The organism is Streptosporangium jomthongense (assembly GCF_042650425.1).
GTDB lineage: Bacteria > Actinomycetota > Actinomycetes > Streptosporangiales > Streptosporangiaceae > Streptosporangium.
In genome coordinates, this window is the sequence record NZ_JBHSBC010000014.1 from 241,241 (window position 1) to 259,782 (window position 18,542).

The window sequence follows — 18,542 nt, forward strand, 5'->3', positions numbered from 1 at the left end:
CGTCATAAGGGGTGCCATGCTGCGGTCGGCGCTTGGTCGGGGAGCGGTCGCCGCGGCGGTCGCGTTCACTCTGGCGGGATGCGGTCTCACCGGGCAGGCGGGCGGGGGGTCGTCGGCCGTCCAGGGGAAGTCCGCCGCCGAGGCCCTCGGTGAGCTGGACAGGCTTCAGGTCAAGGGGCGTGCCCCGATGACCGGTTTCGACCGCGGGGAGTTCGGCCCCGCCTGGTCCGACGTCGACCACAACGGCTGTGACACCCGCAACGACATCCTCAAGCGCGACCTGAAGGACGAGACCTTCAAGTCGGGCACTCACGACTGCATCGTGCTGACCGGGGTCCTCGACGACCCCTACAGCGGCAAGACCATCAGGTTCGAGCGCGGCCAGAAGACCAGTTCCGCGGTGCAGATCGACCATGTGGTCGCGCTGGCCGACGCCTGGCAGAAGGGCGCGCAGCAGTGGCCGGAGAACAAGCGCAAGGAACTGGCCAACGACCCGCTGAACCTGCTGGCCGTCGACGGGCCGCTGAACAGCCAGAAGGGCGCCGGTGACGCGGCCACCTGGCTCCCGCCGCGCGGCGCCTACCGGTGCACCTATGTCTCACGCCAGATCCAGGTGAAGGCCAAGTACGGTCTGTGGGTGACGTCCGCGGAGAAGGACGCCATGCGGAAGATCCTCAACTCCTGCTGACGGCCGCCCACGGTCGCATCCGGTCACGTCGCTCGCTCGTGATGTGACGGTAATAGGATCCGCCTTTGACAAATGGATATAAGGCGGACGTAAAGGATGGGCGATGGGCACTAAGGGACCGGTCGGCAAACGGAGGTCGCTGCGGATCTACCTGATCGCGGTGCCCCTGCTGGTGGCGTGCGCGGTGATCCTCAGCGGCTGTTCGCGGGTGAGCACCCAGCCCGACGAGATGGTCCTGCACTACGCCGGCGGCCTCTTCGAGCCGATCAAGTTCGAGCGTTGTATCAACCCATCGAGCGGCGCGACGCTGCTCGGCCCCGGCGACACCCCCTACTCCTACCCGTTCGGGCAGCGGACCTTCGACTTCTCCGAGGCCAAGGACGCCGAGTCCAAGCCGTTGTCCGTCGTGTCCAAGGACAACGTCGAGATGACGGTGTCCGGGGTCGCGACGTTCACGCTCAACACCGAGTGCAAGACGCTGCAGCGCTTCCACGAGAAGATCGGGCTGAAGTTCCGCGCCTACTACGAGGACGGCCAGTCCGAGGGCTGGGGGCGGATGCTCAACCTGTACATGCGGGTGCCGCTCGACCGTGCGATGGACGCCGCCTCCCAGGAGTTCGAGTGGCGGGGGCTGTTCAACGACCCGAAGGTGAAGCAGGCCTGGGAGGCCCGGGTCGGTGTGCTGGCCAGGCAGTTCATCGAGGAGACGGGCGGCGCCGACTACTTCTGCAACCCCAACTACACCGGCAGCGGCCAGTGCGGTGACATCTCCCTGACCATCCAGAAACCCGAGCCGCCCGAGGCGCTGGTGAACGCCCTGGCCGACGAGCAGGCCGCCAAGACCGAGAACATCGCCCAGGCGCAGCGCAACGCGAAGGTCCGCACCGAGATGGAGTCCATCAAGGACCTCGTCAAGGTCCTGGGGCCGCAGGGCGCCGTGCTCTGGCAGGCCATCCAGAAGGGCCAGGTCTCGGTGGTCCCGGTTCCCCAGGGCAGCAACCTCAACATCACCCCGCCCGCCCGGTAACCGGCGGGGTCACGCGCCCAGCGCGGTGCCGAAGTCGCGGGCGATCCCCCGCATGCCCTCCGCGAGCTCCTCCCGGTCGAGCGCCTCGATCCGCCCGGCCGGGCCGGAGATCGACATCGCGGCGACCGTGCGCGCGCCGTCGCGCACCCCGACGGCCAGGCAGTGCACGCCGAGTTCCTCCTCGCCCAGGTCCATGGCGTAGCCCCGCTCACGCACCCGCCGCAGCTCCTCCAGCATGCCGGGCAGGTCGACGACCGTGTTGGCGGTGCGCCTGGGCATGCCGGTGCGCCCGACCAGCGCCGCCACCTCGTCGTCGGCGCGGTCGGCCATCAGGACCTTCCCCACCGCCGTGCTGTGCGGCAGCACCCGCCTGCCGACCTCGGCGAACATCCGCAGCCTCCGGGGAGAGGGCACCTGGGCGACGTAGACGACGAAGTCACCTTCGAGCACCGCCAGGTTGGCCGTCTCACCGGACAGTTCGACCATCCTCGTGAGATACGGCTGCGCCAGCGTCGCGACCATGCGCTCGGCGACCCCGCCGAGCCGTACCAGGGCGCCGCCGAGCGCGTAGCGGCGGTCGGACTCCTGACGTACGTAACCGCGCGCCAGCAGGGTGCGCAGCAACCGGTGGATCGTCCCGTACGGCAGGCCGGTCCCGGCCGCGATCTCGGAGAGCCCGGCCTCCCCACCCCGTTCGGCGAGCGCCTCAAGCACGTCGAGCGCCCGGTCGACCGACTGCACGGTGCCGCCAGGGGAGGCCGGGGCGGCGGCTCCGTGTCGTGCGTCGCTCATATCCGTTTTGTCCATGCGGTCCGTTCCTGTTCCTTGTTCCCGCGTTCACCACGCCCGGTCCAGTCCGCGCAGGGAGGCGTCAAGCACCTGGGCGACGTGCGCGACGGGGATCGGGTCCATGCCGCGGCGGCGGACGGCCGAGGTGATCTGCAGGGTGCAGCCGGGGTTGGCCGAGACCAGCAGGTCGGCGCCGGTGGCCAGCACCCGTTCCGCCTTGCGGTCGCCGAGGTCGCGCGCGGCCTCGGGCTGCAGGAGATTGTAGGTCCCCGCGGAGCCACAGCAGATGGACGATTCGGCGATCTCCACCAGCCTGAGCCCGGGCACGGCCGACAGCAGCGCCCTGGGCTGGGCACGGATTCCCTGGGCGTGCGCCAGATGACAGGCGTCGTGATAGGCCACGGTCAGCGGCAGCGGGTGCCGCCGGGCCACGGGGCCGAGCTCGGCGAGGTACTCCGACAGATCCACGACCCTGACGGCCCCGGCCCGTTCCGGCCCGAGCAGGTCGCCGTACTCCTTCATGGTCGATCCGCAGCCCGCGGCGTTGACCACGACCGTGTCCACTCCCGCGCGCTCGAAGGCCGCCATCGTCCGATCCGCGAGCCGTCCGGCCTGTTCCTGCCGTCCCGAGTGCAGGGACAGGGCCCCGCAGCAGCCCTGCGCGGGCGGGATCACCACCTCGCAGCCCTCCATCGCCAGCACCCTGGCGGTGGCCGCGTTGACCTGGGGGAAGAAGGCGCCCTGGACACAACCGGTGAGCATGCCGACCGTGGCCCTGCGCGGCCCGACCGGCCTGACCCTGTGCGGCAGCCGTACCCGGGCGGGGACCGGGGGCGCCAGCTCGGCCATCGCGGCCAGGGCCGGACTGATCCGCCCCAGCCTCGGGGCGAGCCTGCGGCGCACGCCCGCGGTGAGCCGCAGCGGCAGCCGCATCGCCCGCAGCCGCCGGGGATAGGGGAACAGCCGGAAGACCAGGGCACGCAGCGCCCGATCCTGGAGCGGCCTGCGGTGGACCCGTTCGACCTCGGCCCTGGTCTGTTCGATCAGCCGGTCGTACCTCACCCCGGACGGGCAGGCCGTCACGCACGCCATGCACCCGAGGCAGGCGTCGAAGTGCCCGGCCATCTCCGGGGTCAGGGGCGTGCCCTCCACGTGCTGGCCCATGAGGTGGATCCGGCCACGGGGGGAGTCCATCTCCTCGCCCCACAGCACGTAGGTCGGGCACGTCGGCAGGCAGAACCCGCAGTGCACGCAGTCGCCGATCAGCTCAGGGTCCATCTCAGATCCCTCCGACGAACCGGCCGGGGGACATCCTCCGGTCCGGGTCGAACCGCTCCTTGACCCGCCGCATCAACGGCAGCGCGCCGCTCGGCCCCCACCTGTCGATCCCCTCGTCCCGTCCGTACGGCGCGGCGAGGACGACCAGGTGGCCGCCGAGCACGCCGAGCCGGTCGCGTACGGCCGGGACGAACGCCGGGAGCGCCTCCGGCGGTGGGGCGGCCCACAGGACCCCCGAGGCGGCCGAGCCCCGGATCCGGGCGGACGGCTCACACGCCGTGACCGCCCGCAGCGCGCGGCCGACCTCGGCGGGAGGCAGGCGCAGCTCGCACAGCGCCCCGCCGGGGTCACCGGGCAGGGTGTTCCACCAGCCGGGCGCGCCGTTCCCGGTCCACGCAGGACGTCCGCGCGCCAGTTCCCGTACGGCCGTCGCCCGCTCCCCGGCCGCCGTCCCCTCGACGAGGGCCGTGACGAGCGGCCCGTCCCCGTCTCCCGGCCAGTCGACCTCGACGGCGCAGGGTTCGGCCTGCGAGGCGGTCAGGTCGGCCACGAGCCCGTCGAGGGCCGTGAACGGGTCCGGCTCCCGGCCGAGCCCGACGGTGATCCAGCGGCGCTCCGGCGGGGACGGATGGAGGCGGAAGACGGCCTCGGTGACGACCCCGAGCGTGCCGTAGGAGCCGCACAGGAGCTTGCCGAGGTCGTAGCCCGCGACGTTCTTGACGACCCGGCCGCCGGAGGTCGCGGCCGTGCCGTCGGCCAGGACCACGGTGACGCCGATCAGCAGGTCGCGGGCGGTGCCGTACCTGAACCTTCGGGGGCCCGCGACGCCGGTGGCGAGCGTGCCGCCGACGGTTCCCGCGCCGAGCGGGTTGTCCAGGGCAAGTTCCTGGGCGACGCCGGGGAAGGAGGCCAGCGCGCCGAGGGGGAGGCCGGCGCAGACCCTGACGACCAGGTCGCCGGGGGAGTGCTCGACGGTCGTCTCACCGTCGAGGGTCAGACGGCCGGTGCGGAGCAGCAGGTCGCAACGCTCGGGAGGGTTCCCCCAGGCCAGCTTCGTGCCGTCCCCGGCGGGGACGACGGCGAGGTCGTGCCCGGCCGAGACCCGCATCAGCGCGGAGACCTCGGCGGTGGTCCTCGGCAGCGCGACCCAGCGGGGCATGACCCCGGCGACGGCGTCCCCGGGCTCTGCGGGCCGGACCATCACGCCCGTTCCGCGCAGCGCCTCGAACGGGGCCGTCATCAGAACTGCTCCGCCTGGCCGGACTCGACCAGAGGGTGCGCGCCTTTGCGCACCCCGGGGACCTCGCCGCACAGCCGTGGGGTCGGGAAGATCTTTCCCGGGTTCGACAGGCCCGCCGGGTCGAAGGCACAACGCACCAGCTGCATGGTCGCGAGATCCTCGTCAGAGAACATTTTCGTCATATATCGGGACTTATCGACGCCTACGCCGTGTTCCCCGGTGATCGAGCCGCCATGCTCGACGCAGAGGTCGAGAATCCTGCCGGAGACCAGTTCGGCACGCTCGGCCGCCCCGGGCTCACCGTCGTCGAACAGCACCAGCGGATGCAGGTTGCCGTCCCCGGCGTGGAAGACGTTGGCCACCCGGATGCCGTGCTCCAGGGAGATGCGGTCGATGGCAGCCAGCACCTCCGGCAGCGCGGTCCTGGGCACCACCCCGTCCTGCACGATGTAGGCCGGGCTGATCCGGCCGACCGCCGCGAAGGCCGACTTGCGGCCCTTCCAGACGGCCGCCCGCTCCGCCGGGTCCGCCGCCGTGCGCAGCTCGAAGGCACCGTTCTCCTCACAGATCCGCCGCACCTCGGCGAACTGGTGCGCGACCTCGGGGGCGGGGCCGTCCAGTTCGACGATGAGCACGGCCCCGGCGCCCTCGGGGTAGGCGCAGGCGACCGCCGCCTCCGCGGCCTCGATCGCCAGGGCGTCCATCATCTCGATCGCCGCAGGCAGGATGCCGCCGCCGATGATCGCCGAGACCGCCCGGCCGCCCCCCTCGACGTCGTCGAAGGCCGCCAGCAGCGTCGTCACGGCCTGCGGGGCCCGTGTCAGCCGGACGGTGACCTTGGTGGTGACGCCCAGCGTGCCCTCCGAGCCGACGAAGGCACCCAGCAGGTCGTAGCCGGGATCGGTGTTCGACAGCTCGACGATGTCGCCGTCCGGGGTGACGACCTCCAGGGCGAGCACGTGGTTGACCGTGAAGCCGTACTTCAGGCAGTGGGCGCCGCCGGAGTTCTCCGCGACGTTGCCGCCGATGGAGCAGACCTGCTGGCTTGAGGGGTCGGGCGCGTAGTAGTAACCCAGGTCGCGGACCGCCTCGGTGATCGCCAGGTTGGTGACCCCGGGCTCGACGACGGCACGCCGGTTCGGCAGGTCGACCGACAGGATCCGCCGCATCCTGGAGGTGACGACGAGCACCCCGTCCGTCCTCGGCAACGCCCCGCCGGACAGGCCGGTCCCCGCGCCCCTGGCCACGAACGGCACGCCGTGGCGGACGCAGACCCGCACCACGGCCGCGACCTGCTCGGCGGTCTCCGGCAGCACGACGACGCCGGGACTCGCGCGATGGTGGGTCAGGCCGTCGCACTCGTAGGTGCGCAGCCGTACGGGATCGGTGATCACCGAGCCGGGGCCGAGGATCTCCAGGAACCGCCGGACCGGTTCGTCGAGGGTCTTCTCCGGCATCGCGCCTCCCTTCCCCTGAGGGGCCCGCCGGTCCCGGGCCCCGCGGTCGCGGTCGCCTCAGGGCATGCGGGCGTAGGCGGGCAGCGTCAGGAACTCGGCGAAGTCGTCGTCGAGGGCGACCTCCTTGAACAGGGCGGTCGCCTGGGTGTAGCGCTCGGCGTCGTAGCCGGGCTGCGCGGCGATCCCGGCGAGCTCCTCCTCGATGATCCGCTCGACGAGTTCCCGTGTCACCTGGGCGCCGGTGTCGGCGAGCCGGATGTCGTTGTGGATCCACTGCCAGACCTGGGAACGGGAGATCTCCGCGGTCGCCGCGTCCTCCATCAGGTTGTGGATGGCCACCGCGCCCTGGCCGCCCATCCAGGCCGCGAGGTAGCGCAGCGCCACGTCGACGTTGTTGCGCAACCCGGCCTCGGTGATCTCACCCGGGGTCTTGGAGACCGCGAGCAGGTCGGCGGCCGAGACCGAGACGTCCTCGCGCAGCCGGTCGAGCTGGTTGGGCCGCTCGCCGAGGACGGAGTCGAAGACCTCGCGGCAGACCGGGACCAGGTCGGGGTGGGCCACCCACGAGCCGTCGAACCCGTCGCCCGACTCACGGGTCTTGTCCGCGGTGACCTTCTCCAGCGCGACCTTGTTGACCTCGGGGTCACGACGGGAGGGGATGAACGCGGCCATGCCGCCGATGGCGTGGGCGCCGCGCCGGTGGCAGGTGCTCACGAGCAGCTCGGTGTAGGCGCGCATGAAGGGGGCGGTCATGGTCACCGCGTTGCGCTCGGGCAGCAGGAACTCCCTGCCCCGGGTGCGGAACTTCTTGATCACGCTGAACAGGTAGTCCCAGCGGCCCGCGTTGAGCCCCGCAGAGTGCTCGCGCAGCTCGTAGAGGATCTCCTCCATCTCGAAGGCGGCCGGGTAGGTCTCGATCAGGACGGTCGCGCGGATCGTGCCCCGCGGGATGCCGAGCAGCTCCTGGGCCCTGACGAAGACGTCGTTCCAGAGGCGGGCCTCCTGGTGCGACTCCATCTTCGGCAGGTAGAAGTAGGGGCCCCTGCCCTTGTCGATCTGCCGCCGCGCCGAGTGGAAGAAGTACAGGCCGAAGTCGACCAGCGAGCCGGAGAACGGCTCACCGTCGAGGGTGAGGTGTTTCTCCTCCAGGTGCCAGCCACGCGGGCGGACCACGATCGTCGCGAGTTCCTCGTCGGGCCTGAGCGCGTAGTCCTTGCCGCCGGCGGAGAAGTCGATGGTCCTGTCGAGCGCGTCACGCAGGTTGAGCTGGCCGTTGACCGTGTTCTCCCAGGTGGGGGCGTTGGCGTCCTCGAAGTCCGCCAGCCAGACCTTGGCCCCCGAGTTCAGCGCGTTGATCGTCATCTTGCGGTCGACGGGGCCGGTGATCTCCACCCTGCGGTCCTCAAGGCCGGGTGCGGGCGGGGCGACCCGCCACTCGGACTCGCGCACGTGCCGCGTCTCCGGCAGGAAGTCGAGGGTGCCGCCCGCGGACAGCTCCGCCTGGCGCGCCTGGCGGGCGCCCAGCAGCTCAAGGCGCCTGGCGCCGAACTCTCGCTGGAGTGTGGCCGTGAAGGCCAGCGCCTCCGGCGTGAGGATCTCGTCGAACCGGTCCGCCGACGGGCCGTGGATCTCAACACCGTCCATGAGCATCCTTTCCATAGAGTGGAAAAATACTTCTGAATTGTGGAATAGACGCTACTCGATGGTCACCCAGGGGGCAAAGACCGGGGTCCCCGGAGGGACTTGTCGGGGGCTTCCCCGATGGAGAGCGGGCCGTCCTCCCGGAAGAGTTGGACATGTCCCGAACAGGGGTGAACGAGGAAGGTCGGAGATGCTGTCCAAGAGGAAGAACCTGGTCGCCGCGGGGGCGCTCGCCGGGGCGGTCCTGCTGCTGTCCGGCTGCAGGCTGAACGTCGACTTCGGCGACCGGAAGCAGTCCGTCGCCACCTACACCGTCGGTGGCGGCGTCACCGCCCTTGAGGCGTACGCGGAGGTGGGGGACATCGTGATCTCCGAGAGCGGGCAGCAGGAGGTCCGGGTGACCGAGACCCGCCACTGGGGCGGGGACGACAGGAACATCCCGAAGACCGAGCACCCCGTCGCGGGCGGCACGCTCACCCTGCGCTACGACTGCCCGGGCTCCTCGAACTGCTCGGTCGACTACCGGATCGACATCCCCAAGGGGCTCGCCGTCACCCTGGAGTCGACCGCGGGTGACATCACGATGCGCTCACTGACCGGCGAGGTGAACGCGAGCGCGGGCGCCGGCGACATCGAGGGCAACGACCTGGGAGGAAAGAGCCTCGTCGCGACCACCGGGGCGGGTGAGGTCAGGGTCAGGTTCGCCGCGGCCCCCGGCCGCGTGGAGGTCGAGACCGGCACCGGCGACGCGACCGTACGGCTGCCGCAGGGCAGCTACAACGTCACGGCGGGCACCGGGGTCGGCGAGGAGGTCGTCAAGGTCACCAACGACCCGGCCTCGCCCAACGGCGTCTCGGTGCGGACCGGCGCCGGGGACGCCAAGGTGCTGCCCGTGTGAGCCACACCGGATAACGGGATGAATACCCAGCCGTCCGCGTGGCACCATCATGGGAAGAGACACCGAGGTTCGGGCGTTCTCCCAGGAGATGACGCATACGAACCACGCACCTGAACGGAGCGACAACATAGACATTCGTGAGCCGCTGGAGATCGACCGATTCGACGACCTGCCGGAGATCGGCGAGATGGACCTGGCAGAGCGCCAGGCACTGCGCAGGGTCGCGGGGCTCTCGACGGAGCTTGAGGACGTCACCGAGGTCGAGTACCGCCGGCTGCGACTTGAACGAGTCGTCCTGGTCGGCGTCTGGACCTCGGGCACGGCGGCCGACGCCGAGAACTCCCTCCTGGAGCTGAAGCTCCTGGCCGAGACCGCCGGGTCGGAGATCCTGGAAGGGCTGATCCAGCGCCGCCAGAAGCCCGACACCGCCACCTACATCGGCTCGGGCAAGGCGCAGGAGCTCGCCGACATCGTCGCGGCGACCGGAGCCGACACCGTGGTGTGCGACGGAGAGCTGAGCCCCGGCCAGCTCCGTCAGCTTGAGGAGGTCGTCAAGGTCAAGGTCATCGACCGGACCATGCTGATCCTCGACATCTTCGCCCAGCACGCCAAGAGCCGCGAGGGCAAGGCGCAGGTCGAGCTGGCCCAGCTCAACTACCTGCTGCCACGCCTGCGAGGCTGGGGTGGCAACCTGTCCCGCCAGGTCGGCGGACGCGCCGCGGGCGGCGTCGGCATCGGCGGCCGAGGCCCCGGTGAGACCAAGATCGAACTGGACCGCAGGCGCATCCGCGAGCGGATGGCCAAACTGCGCCGTCAGATCGCGGAGATGACCACCGCCAGAGAGACCAAGCGGGCGAGGAGGCTGTCGCGCGAGGTGCCCGCGGTGGCCATCGCCGGATACACCAACGCGGGCAAGTCCTCGCTGCTGAACCGGCTCACCAGCGCCGGTGTGCTGGTCGAGGACGCCCTGTTCGCCACGCTGGACCCGACGGTCCGCAGGGCGCACACGCCGGACGGCAGGCTGTTCACGCTGGCCGACACCGTCGGGTTCGTCCGGCACCTGCCGCACCAGCTGGTCGAGGCCTTCCGCTCGACGCTTGAGGAGATCGGCGACGCCGACCTGATCCTGCACGTGGTCGACGGCTCGCACCCCGACCCGGAGTCGCAGCTGGCGGCCGTGCGGGAGGTGGTCTCCGAGATCGAGGGCGCCCGCGACATCCCGGAGATCGTCGTCGTCAACAAGGCCGACGTCGCCGACCCCGTGGTGCTGGCCCAGCTGGAGGCCAGGGAGAAGCCCATCGTCGTGGTCTCGGCCCGCACCGGCGCCGGGATCGACGAGCTGATGGCGCTGATCGAGCGGGAGATGCCCCGTTTCGACCAGGAGGTCAGACTGCTGGTGCCGTACCAGCGGGGAGACCTGATCTCCAGGGCGCACAAGGAGGGCGAGGTGCTGGGCATCGAGCACACCGGTGACGGCACGATCCTGCACGCCAGGGTCCTGCCCTCGCTCTTCGCCGAGCTGGAGCGGACCGCCAAGCCGGTCGAGACCGTCTGAGAGAGACCCTGAGCCCCGTCCCGTCGTTTCCCGGCGGGGCGGGGCTCTCTCACTCCGTGCCGCGCCGGAAGACCACCAGCGCCACGTCGTCCTCCCGGGCGCCGAACCGCCTGATCAGCCGTTCGCAGAACAGTTCGAGGTCGTCCTCGACCGTGTCCGCCAGCTGCCGTACGATCTCCAGGCTCTCGTCGAGGAGCTTGTCGCGGTCCTCGACCAGGCCGTCGGTGAACATCAGCACCGCCCCGCCCTCGGGAACGACCAGCCGGTCGACCCGGTAGGTCTCCTCGGCCACGCCGAGCAGGAGATTGCCCAGGCGGTCGTAGCGGGCCCGGCCGTCACCGATGAGCAACGGGGGGATGTGGCCCGCGTTGGCGACCTCCATGCACCCGGTCGCCGGGTCGATCAGCGTCAGGCACACGGTCGCGGTCATGCCCGGGTGATAACGCCGTAGCACGTCGTTGAGCAGTCCCATGGACGCGCCCAGGTCGACGGTGCCGATGAGCGAGGCCCGCAGCGCGTGACGCAGCTCCGCCATGACCGTCGCGGCCAGCAGGGAGTGCCCCTGGACGTCCCCGATCGCGATGAGCACGCGTTCACCGAGCCGCAGGACCTCGTAGAAGTCGCCGCCGACCTCCACGTTGTCCACCGCGGGCTGGTAACGCCAGCTGATCTCCAGGCCGGGAACCTCGGGAATCCTGGCGGGCAGCAGGCTGCGCTGCAGGGTGAGGGCTATCGCGTGCTCCTCGGCGTAGGCGCGCAGCGCGTCGAGCGCCAGGGCCAGCGCCTGGCCGAGCTGCCGCAGGACGTTCGACTCGTCCTGGCCCAGCTCCGGCGTCGCCTCGACGCCGAGGAAGACCGGCGGCCTGCCCCCCTTCGTACGGCAGAGCACCCCCCGCACGTCGCCCTTGAGGTCCGCGTCGGGGATCAGCCGCAGCCAGTCGCTCGCCAGGACGGTGAAGACCCGGGTTCCCGCCGCGTTGCCCAGCGACATGGCGTCCAGCGCGGGCAGGGTCGTCGCGGTCACGTTCCGGGAGACGGCGCTGCCAGGAGGCAGCGCGGTGTATCTGCGGACGCGCCCGTCGGGCGGCAACGCCAGAGCGCCCGCCTGCCTGCCGAGGATCCTTGAGGTGCCCTCGACGGCCGTGACGAGGAGTTCGTCGAAGGTGTCCGCCGAGTTCATCGCGAGGGTGACCTCGGTGAGCGCGGCCAGCCGTTCGGCGATCCGCTCAGCCCGCTGCCTGGCCCGGTAGTAGCGCAGCGTCGCCTCGACCGTCGCGGCGAACTCGTCGGGTTCGACCGGTTCGGCCAGATAGGCGTCCGCCCCCCGTTCGAGCCCGTGCGCCCGGTCGGCCGGGGTGATCGCCGCCCCGGAGATCTGGACGACCGGGATCGAGGCGGTCACCGGATCGGCCTTGATCTGCTCGCACACCTCGTGCCCGCTGATGTCGGGCAGCCGTACGTCGAGGACGACCAGGTCGGGCCGAAGCTCCCTGACCTTGGCGAGCGCCTCGACGCCGCCCGTCGCCTGCAGTACCTCGTGTCCCGCGCGCCGCAGCCAGCTCGACAGGATGTACAGCTTGGTCGGGGTGTCGTCGACGACGAGCACCCTCGCCTGCGCCTGGTTCACCGTGCCTCCGCCTGCTCCAGGGCGCGGCGCAGGGCCGCGAGCAGGCTGTCCCTGCGCAGACCCTGCTTGGGGACGACCGCGCTCGCCTCCTGCGGGTACTGGTGCGAGCCCGCCGCGGTGACCACGACGACCGGCACCCGCCGCAGCCGCTCGTCCCGCGCCATCCTCTGCAGCAGGGCCCCGCCGTCCAGCCTGGGCATGAGGAGGTCGACCAGGGCGATGTCCGGCGGGTTCGCCGCCATCGTCTCCAACGCCACCAGGCCGTCGGCGGCCTCGTCGACGTGCGCGGCGACCCCGGAGAGCATCCGCCGTACGGTCGCGCGGAACTCCGCGTCGTCGTCGGCGACGAGCACCCGCCCGACGGAGGGCATTGCGTCGTCGCGGCTGGGCAGCCTGAGCGTGACCGTCGTCCCCGCACCCGCCACACTGGACAGCCTGAGCGTGCCGCCCATCGCCTCGGCCAGCCTGCGGGCGTACGGCAGGCCGAGCCCGGTGCCCTTCGTCCTGACCTGGATCGGCCCCGGCACCTGGTAGAACTCCTCGAAGACACGCTCCTGGTGCTCCTCGGGAACGCCGATCCCGGTGTCGGTGACCAGCAGGACGACCTCGTGGGTCGCGGCGTCGAAGCTCACGTCGAGCGTGACCTCGCCCTCCTCGGTGAACTTCAGCGCGTTGGACAGCAGGTTGCGCAGCACCCGGGTGAGCATCGTCTCGTCGACGAGCATCTCCCGCGCGTCGTGCGCGATCCGCGTCGTCAGGCGCACCCGGTTGCCGCCGGTCGGGCGCAGTGACATGCGCAGCCGTTCGGCCAGGGCGACCAGGTCCACCTGGGACGGTTGCGGGTCCAGCCGTCCCGCCTGCGCCTTGGCCATGTCGAGCAGCTCGCTCACCAGGTTGAGGAGCGTCTCCGCCGAGGAGCCGATGAGCTGGATCTGGTGGAGCTGCTCGTCGGCCAGCGGCTCCCCGCCGGGGCCGACCAGGAGCCGTACCAGGCCGATGATCGAGTTGAGCGGGGTGCGCAGTTCGTGGCTGACCGTGGCCCAGAACCGGTCCTTGGCGGTGCTCGCCTCCCTGAGCTGGGCGGACTTCTCATCCAGCTCGGCGTAGAGCGCGACGACGCCGCGGTTGGTCTCCTCAAGCTCCTCGGAGAGCTGGTTGTACAGCGCGAGCACACCCTGGTTGGTCTCCTGCAGCTCGGCGTTGAGCTGGATGACCTCCTCCAGGGTCGCGGCCAGCTCGTGGTTCTGCTGGCGCAGCTCGTCCAGGGCGGTCGTGGGGGTCAGCTTCGCGAGCCTGGCGCGTATCTCCTCGACCGACGGCCTCGGCCGGCCCGGAGGAAGCCGTTTGAGCATGCTTATCGTTCCCCTGGCGGGACTCAGCTCGATCGCGTCGACGAGACGCCCCGCCAGCGTCACACCGTCCGCCGTCTGGACGGCGGCCTGCTCGGGCAGGCCGATCCTGACGACCAGGCTGTCCTGCCCCAGAAGGAAGGTGGCGAACGTCTCCGTCGTCTCGCCCAGCACCTCGCGGCCGATCTCACTCAGCGCCGTGGCCATGCGGATCTGGTCCTGGGTCTCAAGGCCCACGGCCTCGGCGACGTCGCGGCCGAGCTTGCGCATGGCGAACACGTCCCGCTCGTCGCGGACGGGGACGCTGATCAGCTCCTCGCCGTCGGGTACCGAGCCCCCGCGGTTCACAGAGCGGGCCTCACGGCCACCACGCAGGCGTCGTCCCTGCGCGTGCCCGCGTCCCTCAGCAGCGTGGCGGCGACCACCGAGGGGGCCCGGGTGGCGAGCCCCGGGTAGGCGGAGATGTCCCAGCGGTCGGACAAGCCGTCCGAGTGGAGCACGACCACGCTGTGCGGCGGCGCGGTGTACTCGTACTGGCGCAGGGTCCTGGCCTGGTGGCCCGCGATCCCCGGCACCGAGATCATGCCCTGCCTGCCGTCGTGGCCCGCGATCCAGGCGGAGACGTTGCCCAGGCCCGCGAAGCCGACCGTGCCCGTGACCCGGTCGACGCGGGCGACGGCGACGGCGCCGCCCCTGGTCTGGCCGAGCCCCCGGTGGAGGCGTTCCAGGATGTCCCCGGGCGCCAGGGCGGCGTGTTCCGTGAACAGCCGTACGGCCTTCCGCGAGGCGTGGGCGGCGGCGGGGCCGTGGCCGAGGCCGTCGCAGAGCATCACGGTCACCGAGGTGCCCGAGTCCGAGGCCGCGAACGCGTCACCGCAGACGCTCTCCTCGCCGATCGGGCGCGTCACGCCGCTGACCCGGCAGGCAGGCTTGGGGCTCTGACGTGCGGTGAAGTACATGCCGAGCACAGTGCCCCGTCCCGGTACCGAGTGAACCTCGTAGCCGGTGGCCATCCGCGCGATGCCGCCCATGCCGATGCCGAGGGTTCCCGCCGTCGAGTAGCCGTCGCGCAGGGCGCGGGCGACGTCGCGCATCCCCGGCCCCCGGTCCACGGCGACGACCTCGACCGCCGAGCCGAGCTCGGGGTGGGGACGGATCAGCATGGTGCCCTCGACCGCGTGCTTGACCAGGTTGGAGGCCGCCTCGCTCACAGCCACGGCGACCCGTCCGGTGTCCTCCTCGTCGAACCCCCGGTTCTCGGCGAGCACGACCGCGGCGCGGCGCAGGGAACCGATGGCGCTGGCGTCCTCGGCCCTGGCCCACACGTCGTCCTGGGAGACGATCACCTCGCCCATTTCGTCACCGTGATGAGCGTGCCCTCTCCTGGAGCCGACTTCAGGTCGAACTCGTCGACCAGCCTGCGGGAGCCGCTGAGCCCGAGCCCGAGGCCGCCGCCGGTGGTCCATCCGTCGGTGAGGGCCTGCTCGATGTCCGGAATGCCGGGGCCCTCGTCGCTGAAGGTCAGGCGCAGCCCCTTGCGTAGACCGTTGTGCACGATCTCGACGCGGACCCGGCCGCCGCCCGCGTAGACCAGCGCGTTGCGGGCCAGCTCGCTGGCCGCGGTCACGACCTTGGTCTGGTCGACGAGGGACAACCCCACGTCCACGGCCACGGTCCTGACGTGCTGGCGTACCAGGACGACGTCGCTGTTGCCGTTGACGGGCAGCTCTGCGGGGGTGGTCACCGGGCGGCCGTGGCGATCTGGGCGCCTTCGAGATGGTTCAGCAGCGCGACACCCTTCTCAAGGTTCAGCGCGGTGCGCACGCCGCCGAGGGAGAGCCCGAGCTCCACGAGGGTGATCGCCACCGCGGGACGCATCCCGACGACCACCGTCTCGGCGTCGAGCATGCGGGAGATCGCCGCGATGGTCGCCAGCATGCGCCCGATGAACGAGTCGACGATCTCGACGGCGGTGATGTCGATGATCACTCCTCGGGCCCCCGTCGCGACGACCTTGTCGGCCAGGTCCTCCTGCAGGGCCAGGACGCCCTGGTCCTGCAGGTCGATCTGGATGGAGACGATCAGGATGTCTCCGAGCTTGAGGATGGGGACGCGGTCCATCATCCCTCCTCGGTCCGTACGGCGACGCGGGTCTTCCTGCTGGCGAACTCCACGCCACTGCGCCGCAGCGCGTGCGCCAGGGCGTCGGCGAGGGAGGCCTTGGTCACGATGTCACCGAACTCGATGCCCAGGGTGACGATGGTGTGGGCGATCTGCGGGCGGATGCCGGAGATCACACACTCCGCGCCCATCAACCGCGCCGCGACCACGGTCTTGAGGAGGTGCTGGGCGACCTGGGTGTCCACCGCGGGCACACCGGTGATGTCGATGACGGCGTGTTCGGAGCCGGTGTCGACCAGCGTCTGCAGCAGCTTCTCCATCACCACCTGGGTCCTGGCCGAGTCGAGCGTGCCGACCAGCGGCACCGCGACGATGCCCTCCCAGAGCTTGACCACCGGGGTGGACAGTTCGAGGAGCTGCTCCGCCTGGTCGACGATCACCTTCTCCCTGGCGGCGGCGTAGTTCTCTATGGTGAACAGCCCCAGGTCGTCGATGAGCCGGGAGAACCAGATGAACCCCCGCAGGGCCTCGGGGGAACCGTCCGCCTCCACGCTCTCGTAGACCGCCTCCTTCAGGCCGAACACCACGACGGCGGTCTCCGAGGGCGTGAAGCCCTGGCGGGCGCGGCTGCGGGACAGCTCGGCGAGCAGGCCGTGCAGGTCGCTGGAGCCGCCCTCCTCACCGAGTGACCGCCGTAGCGCCTGGAGCAACTCGTGCAGCTGTCCCCTCAGGGCGGCACGGTCCACGTTGCCCGCCGAGGAGGAACCCGCTATTTCCTGCCAGCGCCGGAGAACGTCCTCCTCGTTGTCCTGCAGCAGCTGTTCTATGCGACGCCGACCGGCGTCTGCGGAGACGGACAAGGTGTACTCCCATGCGTACGGCTGACAGACGGCTCGCACGAAAGGCTACATGGCATGTCCGTTTTGGAAGCCGGGCAGAGGTTCCCCGGGCGGTCCCCCGGCATGGTCCGCCGGTCCGGCGAGGGGCTTCGCGCCGGTGCGTGACTCGCGGACGCTCGAGAGGTGTGATACCGAGACCTGGTTCCAACAGCCTAGATAGATGGCTTGTCCTATTTCAATGGAAAAGCTTGCCTTGATAGGGCTTTGTGGGGTGCACTATTGGTCTCTGAAAATCGTACAAAAGCCCCAAAAGCGACAGTGGTCGGGCAAGGTTTGGATTGCTACCATAAGGCAAATCCAGCGGAGAGCTGGGGTGCAAGTTGCCTCGGTGACCGCTGTTACGGATGAATGAGAAGTGGCTTGAGCTGCGCAGATGCGTTCAGGTCGCACGGGGCCGTGCAGCCGGTGGTTCGGGTGTGGCCACGGTGAAGCGGTGGTTCTTCCCAATTAGCCTGTACAGCGAGCTCACTTGTGAAATAACGTAACTGAACTGAAATCGCCTGATCATGATCTCGGCGATACTGTCGCCGCACAACGATATGCGGATGAGAGCAGGAGACCCCCGATGTCGTCCGGACTCACAGCGAACCCAGCAGGCATGACGCTCCGCGTCCGCCAGGCCGGTTTGCCGTCTCCGGAAACGGCGTCCCTCCCGATGTCCTTCCCTGCGTGCAAGGCTGTGATGCGATGACGGTCCGCCTTCTGACCAACATCGGCCGGCTCTGGACCGGTAACGATGTGTGCAGCAATGCCGCGATCCTGGTGCACAACGACCGGATCGCCTGGGTCGGGCGAGCCGCGGACCTGCCACAGAGCGTTCCCGGGGTGGTCGACGACATCGTCGACGTCGACCACGTCGAGAACCTTGGCGGTGCGCTGGTCACACCCGGCTTGATCGACGCCCACACCCACCCGGTGTACGCGGGCAACCGCTACGCTGAGATGGCCATGCGCTCCGGCGGCTCCAGCTCCTCGGCGATCACCGCGGCCGGCGGCGGCATCGGCTCGACCGTCACGGTGACCCGCGGCACCGACCCCTGGACCCTGTGCAACGGCGTCCGCGAACGCCTGCGCGAGTGGCTGCTCGCCGGCACCACGACCGTCGAGGCCAAGACCGGTTACCACCTCACCCGCGACGGTGAGCTCGCCGACGTGCGGCTGCTGCGCGAGCTTGAGAAGGAACCGATGATGCCGCGCGTGCACGTCACCTTCCTCGCCGCGCACGTCGTCCCGCCGGAGTACTTCGGCCGTCAGCGTGACTACGTCGAAGCGGTGGGCGCCTGGTGCGCCGACGCGGCGGCGGCCGGTGCCGACAGCGTCGACGTCTACTGCGACGAGGGGCACTTCACCACTGACGAGGCCCGCTGGGTCCTGGCGTCCGGCCGCAACGTCGGTCTGCTACCGCGCGTGCACGCCGGGGCCTACAGCCGTCGCGGCGCGGTCCAGCTCGCCGCCGAACTCGGCTGCGCCTCGGCCGACCTGCTGCACCACACCTCCGACGAGGACATCTCGATCCTGTCCCGCTACGGTGTCCCCGCCGTGGTCTGCCCGGGAACCGCGCTCCAGCGCGGCAGCCTGCCGCCGGTCAGGCGCATGCTCGCCCAGGGCGTCACCGTCGCGCTCGGCAGCGACCACAACCCCGGGCACTGCGGGATCACCTCGATGGCCCTGGTCATCAGTCTCGCGGTGGCGGCCTTCGGGATGAGCGTCAACGACGCGCTGCGCGCGGCGACGCTCGGTGGCGCGACCGTGCTCGGCGTCCCCGACCGCGGCGTCCTCGCCCCCGGCAGACTGGCCGACATCGTCCAGTGGGACGCCGACCACGAGGGTGCCTTCGCCTGGGCGTTCGGCCTCAAGCCGCGCCGGGTCTGGCGCGGCGGCACCCCCGTCCAGTAGGTCTTCCCCCCGGCCCCCGGCACCTGCCGGGTGGCCGGGGTCACCGGTGACCTCCCGCGCCTCTTCCCATGGGGCGT

Annotated in this window: 16 protein-coding genes; 5 read left to right on the forward strand and 11 right to left on the reverse strand. The window is 70.7% G+C overall.

Annotated elements, in window-relative coordinates; genetic code table 11:
* Positions 1-16: 16 nt before the first annotated feature.
* The gene (locus ACFOYY_RS15820; RefSeq protein WP_352008571.1) at positions 17-688 is read left to right on the forward strand and encodes an HNH endonuclease family protein; all 672 of its coding nucleotides are present in this window, start codon (positions 17-19) and stop codon (positions 686-688) included.
* 103 nt (positions 689-791) lie between these two features.
* The gene (locus ACFOYY_RS15825) at positions 792-1,715 is read left to right on the forward strand and encodes a hypothetical protein (protein ID WP_386190156.1); all 924 of its coding nucleotides are present in this window, start codon (positions 792-794) and stop codon (positions 1,713-1,715) included.
* Positions 1,716-1,724: 9 nt separating this feature from the next.
* On the opposite strand, the gene ACFOYY_RS15830 is transcribed toward ACFOYY_RS15825, so the two are convergent.
* The 5 genes from ACFOYY_RS15830 to aceB are packed head-to-tail and all read right to left on the reverse strand — an operon-like array spanning position 1,725 to position 8,123.
* Positions 1,725-2,507 carry an IclR family transcriptional regulator gene (locus ACFOYY_RS15830; protein WP_386190157.1) on the reverse strand — a complete coding sequence of 261 codons (783 nt, stop codon included), beginning with the start codon at positions 2,505-2,507 and terminating at the stop codon, positions 1,725-1,727.
* Positions 2,508-2,552: 45 nt separating this feature from the next.
* Positions 2,553-3,782: a (Fe-S)-binding protein gene (locus tag ACFOYY_RS15835; RefSeq protein WP_386190158.1), complete on the reverse strand. Its 1,230-nt coding sequence runs from the start codon at positions 3,780-3,782 to the stop codon at positions 2,553-2,555.
* Position 3,783: 1 nt separating this feature from the next.
* Positions 3,784-5,022: an FAD-binding oxidoreductase gene (locus tag ACFOYY_RS15840; RefSeq protein WP_386190159.1), complete on the reverse strand. Its 1,239-nt coding sequence runs from the start codon at positions 5,020-5,022 to the stop codon at positions 3,784-3,786.
* Positions 5,022-6,479 (reverse strand): FAD-linked oxidase C-terminal domain-containing protein, encoded by a 1,458-nt coding sequence (locus tag ACFOYY_RS15845; protein ID WP_352008576.1) that lies wholly within the window; start codon positions 6,477-6,479, stop codon positions 5,022-5,024. Before ACFOYY_RS15845 ends, ACFOYY_RS15840 begins: the two co-directional genes overlap by 1 nt.
* A 57-nt stretch (positions 6,480-6,536) precedes the next feature.
* Complete coding sequence (aceB, locus tag ACFOYY_RS15850) at positions 6,537-8,123, reverse strand: malate synthase A (protein WP_386190160.1); 1,587 nt, start codon at positions 8,121-8,123, stop codon at positions 6,537-6,539.
* A gap of 187 nt (positions 8,124-8,310) precedes the next feature.
* Here aceB and ACFOYY_RS15855 point away from each other — a divergent pair, with 187 nt between their 5' ends.
* Positions 8,311-9,018: a DUF4097 family beta strand repeat-containing protein gene (locus ACFOYY_RS15855; RefSeq protein WP_386190161.1), complete on the forward strand. Its 708-nt coding sequence runs from the start codon at positions 8,311-8,313 to the stop codon at positions 9,016-9,018.
* Positions 9,019-9,106: 88 nt separating this feature from the next.
* Positions 9,107-10,573: a GTPase HflX gene (gene hflX, locus ACFOYY_RS15860; protein ID WP_386190162.1), complete on the forward strand. Its 1,467-nt coding sequence runs from the start codon at positions 9,107-9,109 to the stop codon at positions 10,571-10,573.
* A 49-nt stretch (positions 10,574-10,622) separates the two neighbouring features.
* Here hflX and ACFOYY_RS15865 read toward each other — a convergent pair whose 3' ends face one another.
* From ACFOYY_RS15865 to ACFOYY_RS15890, 6 genes are read right to left on the reverse strand one after another with little or no spacing between them, the layout of a single operon-like run.
* Positions 10,623-12,200 carry a fused response regulator/phosphatase gene (locus ACFOYY_RS15865; RefSeq protein WP_352008579.1) on the reverse strand — a complete coding sequence of 526 codons (1,578 nt, stop codon included), beginning with the start codon at positions 12,198-12,200 and terminating at the stop codon, positions 10,623-10,625.
* Complete coding sequence (locus ACFOYY_RS15870; protein WP_386190163.1) at positions 12,197-13,897, reverse strand: ATP-binding response regulator; 1,701 nt, start codon at positions 13,895-13,897, stop codon at positions 12,197-12,199. The genes ACFOYY_RS15865 and ACFOYY_RS15870 overlap by 4 nt, the downstream gene beginning before the upstream one ends.
* Positions 13,894-14,904, reverse strand: coding sequence for an ATP-binding SpoIIE family protein phosphatase (locus ACFOYY_RS15875; protein WP_352008581.1), 1,011 nt, complete (start codon positions 14,902-14,904; stop codon positions 13,894-13,896). Before ACFOYY_RS15875 ends, ACFOYY_RS15870 begins: the two co-directional genes overlap by 4 nt.
* The gene (locus ACFOYY_RS15880; RefSeq protein ID WP_352008582.1) at positions 14,892-15,293 is read right to left on the reverse strand and encodes an anti-sigma regulatory factor; all 402 of its coding nucleotides are present in this window, start codon (positions 15,291-15,293) and stop codon (positions 14,892-14,894) included. The genes ACFOYY_RS15875 and ACFOYY_RS15880 overlap by 13 nt, the downstream gene beginning before the upstream one ends.
* Positions 15,290-15,670 (reverse strand): STAS domain-containing protein, encoded by a 381-nt coding sequence (locus ACFOYY_RS15885; RefSeq protein WP_352008583.1) that lies wholly within the window; start codon positions 15,668-15,670, stop codon positions 15,290-15,292. Before ACFOYY_RS15885 ends, ACFOYY_RS15880 begins: the two co-directional genes overlap by 4 nt.
* Positions 15,670-16,530, reverse strand: a complete 861-nt coding sequence (locus tag ACFOYY_RS15890) for an STAS domain-containing protein (protein WP_386190164.1) — start codon at positions 16,528-16,530, stop codon at positions 15,670-15,672. Before ACFOYY_RS15890 ends, ACFOYY_RS15885 begins: the two co-directional genes overlap by 1 nt.
* 726 nt (positions 16,531-17,256) lie before the next feature.
* On the opposite strand from ACFOYY_RS15890, the gene hutI reads away from it, so the two are divergent.
* Positions 17,257-18,465 (forward strand): imidazolonepropionase, encoded by a 1,209-nt coding sequence (hutI, locus tag ACFOYY_RS15895; RefSeq protein ID WP_352008585.1) that lies wholly within the window; start codon positions 17,257-17,259, stop codon positions 18,463-18,465.
* The last annotated feature ends 77 nt before the right edge of the window (positions 18,466-18,542 follow it).

Excerpts from the sequence above, each read along its gene's own strand:
- ACFOYY_RS15855 (WP_386190161.1), top strand. The coding sequence starts at position 8,311 with ATGCTGTCCAAGAGGAAGAACCTGGTCGCCGCGGGGGCGCTCGCCGGG.
- ACFOYY_RS15825 (WP_386190156.1), top strand. The coding sequence starts at position 792 with ATGGGCACTAAGGGACCGGTCGGCAAACGGAGGTCGCTGCGGATCTAC.
- ACFOYY_RS15885 (WP_352008583.1), bottom strand. The coding sequence starts at position 15,670 with ATGGACCGCGTCCCCATCCTCAAGCTCGGAGACATCCTGATCGTCTCC.
- hflX (WP_386190162.1), top strand. The coding sequence starts at position 9,107 with ATGACGCATACGAACCACGCACCTGAACGGAGCGACAACATAGACATT.
- ACFOYY_RS15820 (WP_352008571.1), top strand. The coding sequence starts at position 17 with ATGCTGCGGTCGGCGCTTGGTCGGGGAGCGGTCGCCGCGGCGGTCGCG.
- aceB (WP_386190160.1), bottom strand. The coding sequence starts at position 8,123 with ATGGACGGTGTTGAGATCCACGGCCCGTCGGCGGACCGGTTCGACGAG.
- ACFOYY_RS15845 (WP_352008576.1), bottom strand. The coding sequence starts at position 6,479 with ATGCCGGAGAAGACCCTCGACGAACCGGTCCGGCGGTTCCTGGAGATC.
- ACFOYY_RS15875 (WP_352008581.1), bottom strand. The coding sequence starts at position 14,904 with ATGGGCGAGGTGATCGTCTCCCAGGACGACGTGTGGGCCAGGGCCGAG.
- ACFOYY_RS15840 (WP_386190159.1), bottom strand. The coding sequence starts at position 5,022 with ATGACGGCCCCGTTCGAGGCGCTGCGCGGAACGGGCGTGATGGTCCGG.
- hutI (WP_352008585.1), top strand. The coding sequence starts at position 17,257 with ATGACGGTCCGCCTTCTGACCAACATCGGCCGGCTCTGGACCGGTAAC.
- ACFOYY_RS15830 (WP_386190157.1), bottom strand. The coding sequence starts at position 2,507 with ATGAGCGACGCACGACACGGAGCCGCCGCCCCGGCCTCCCCTGGCGGC.
- ACFOYY_RS15835 (WP_386190158.1), bottom strand. The coding sequence starts at position 3,782 with ATGGACCCTGAGCTGATCGGCGACTGCGTGCACTGCGGGTTCTGCCTG.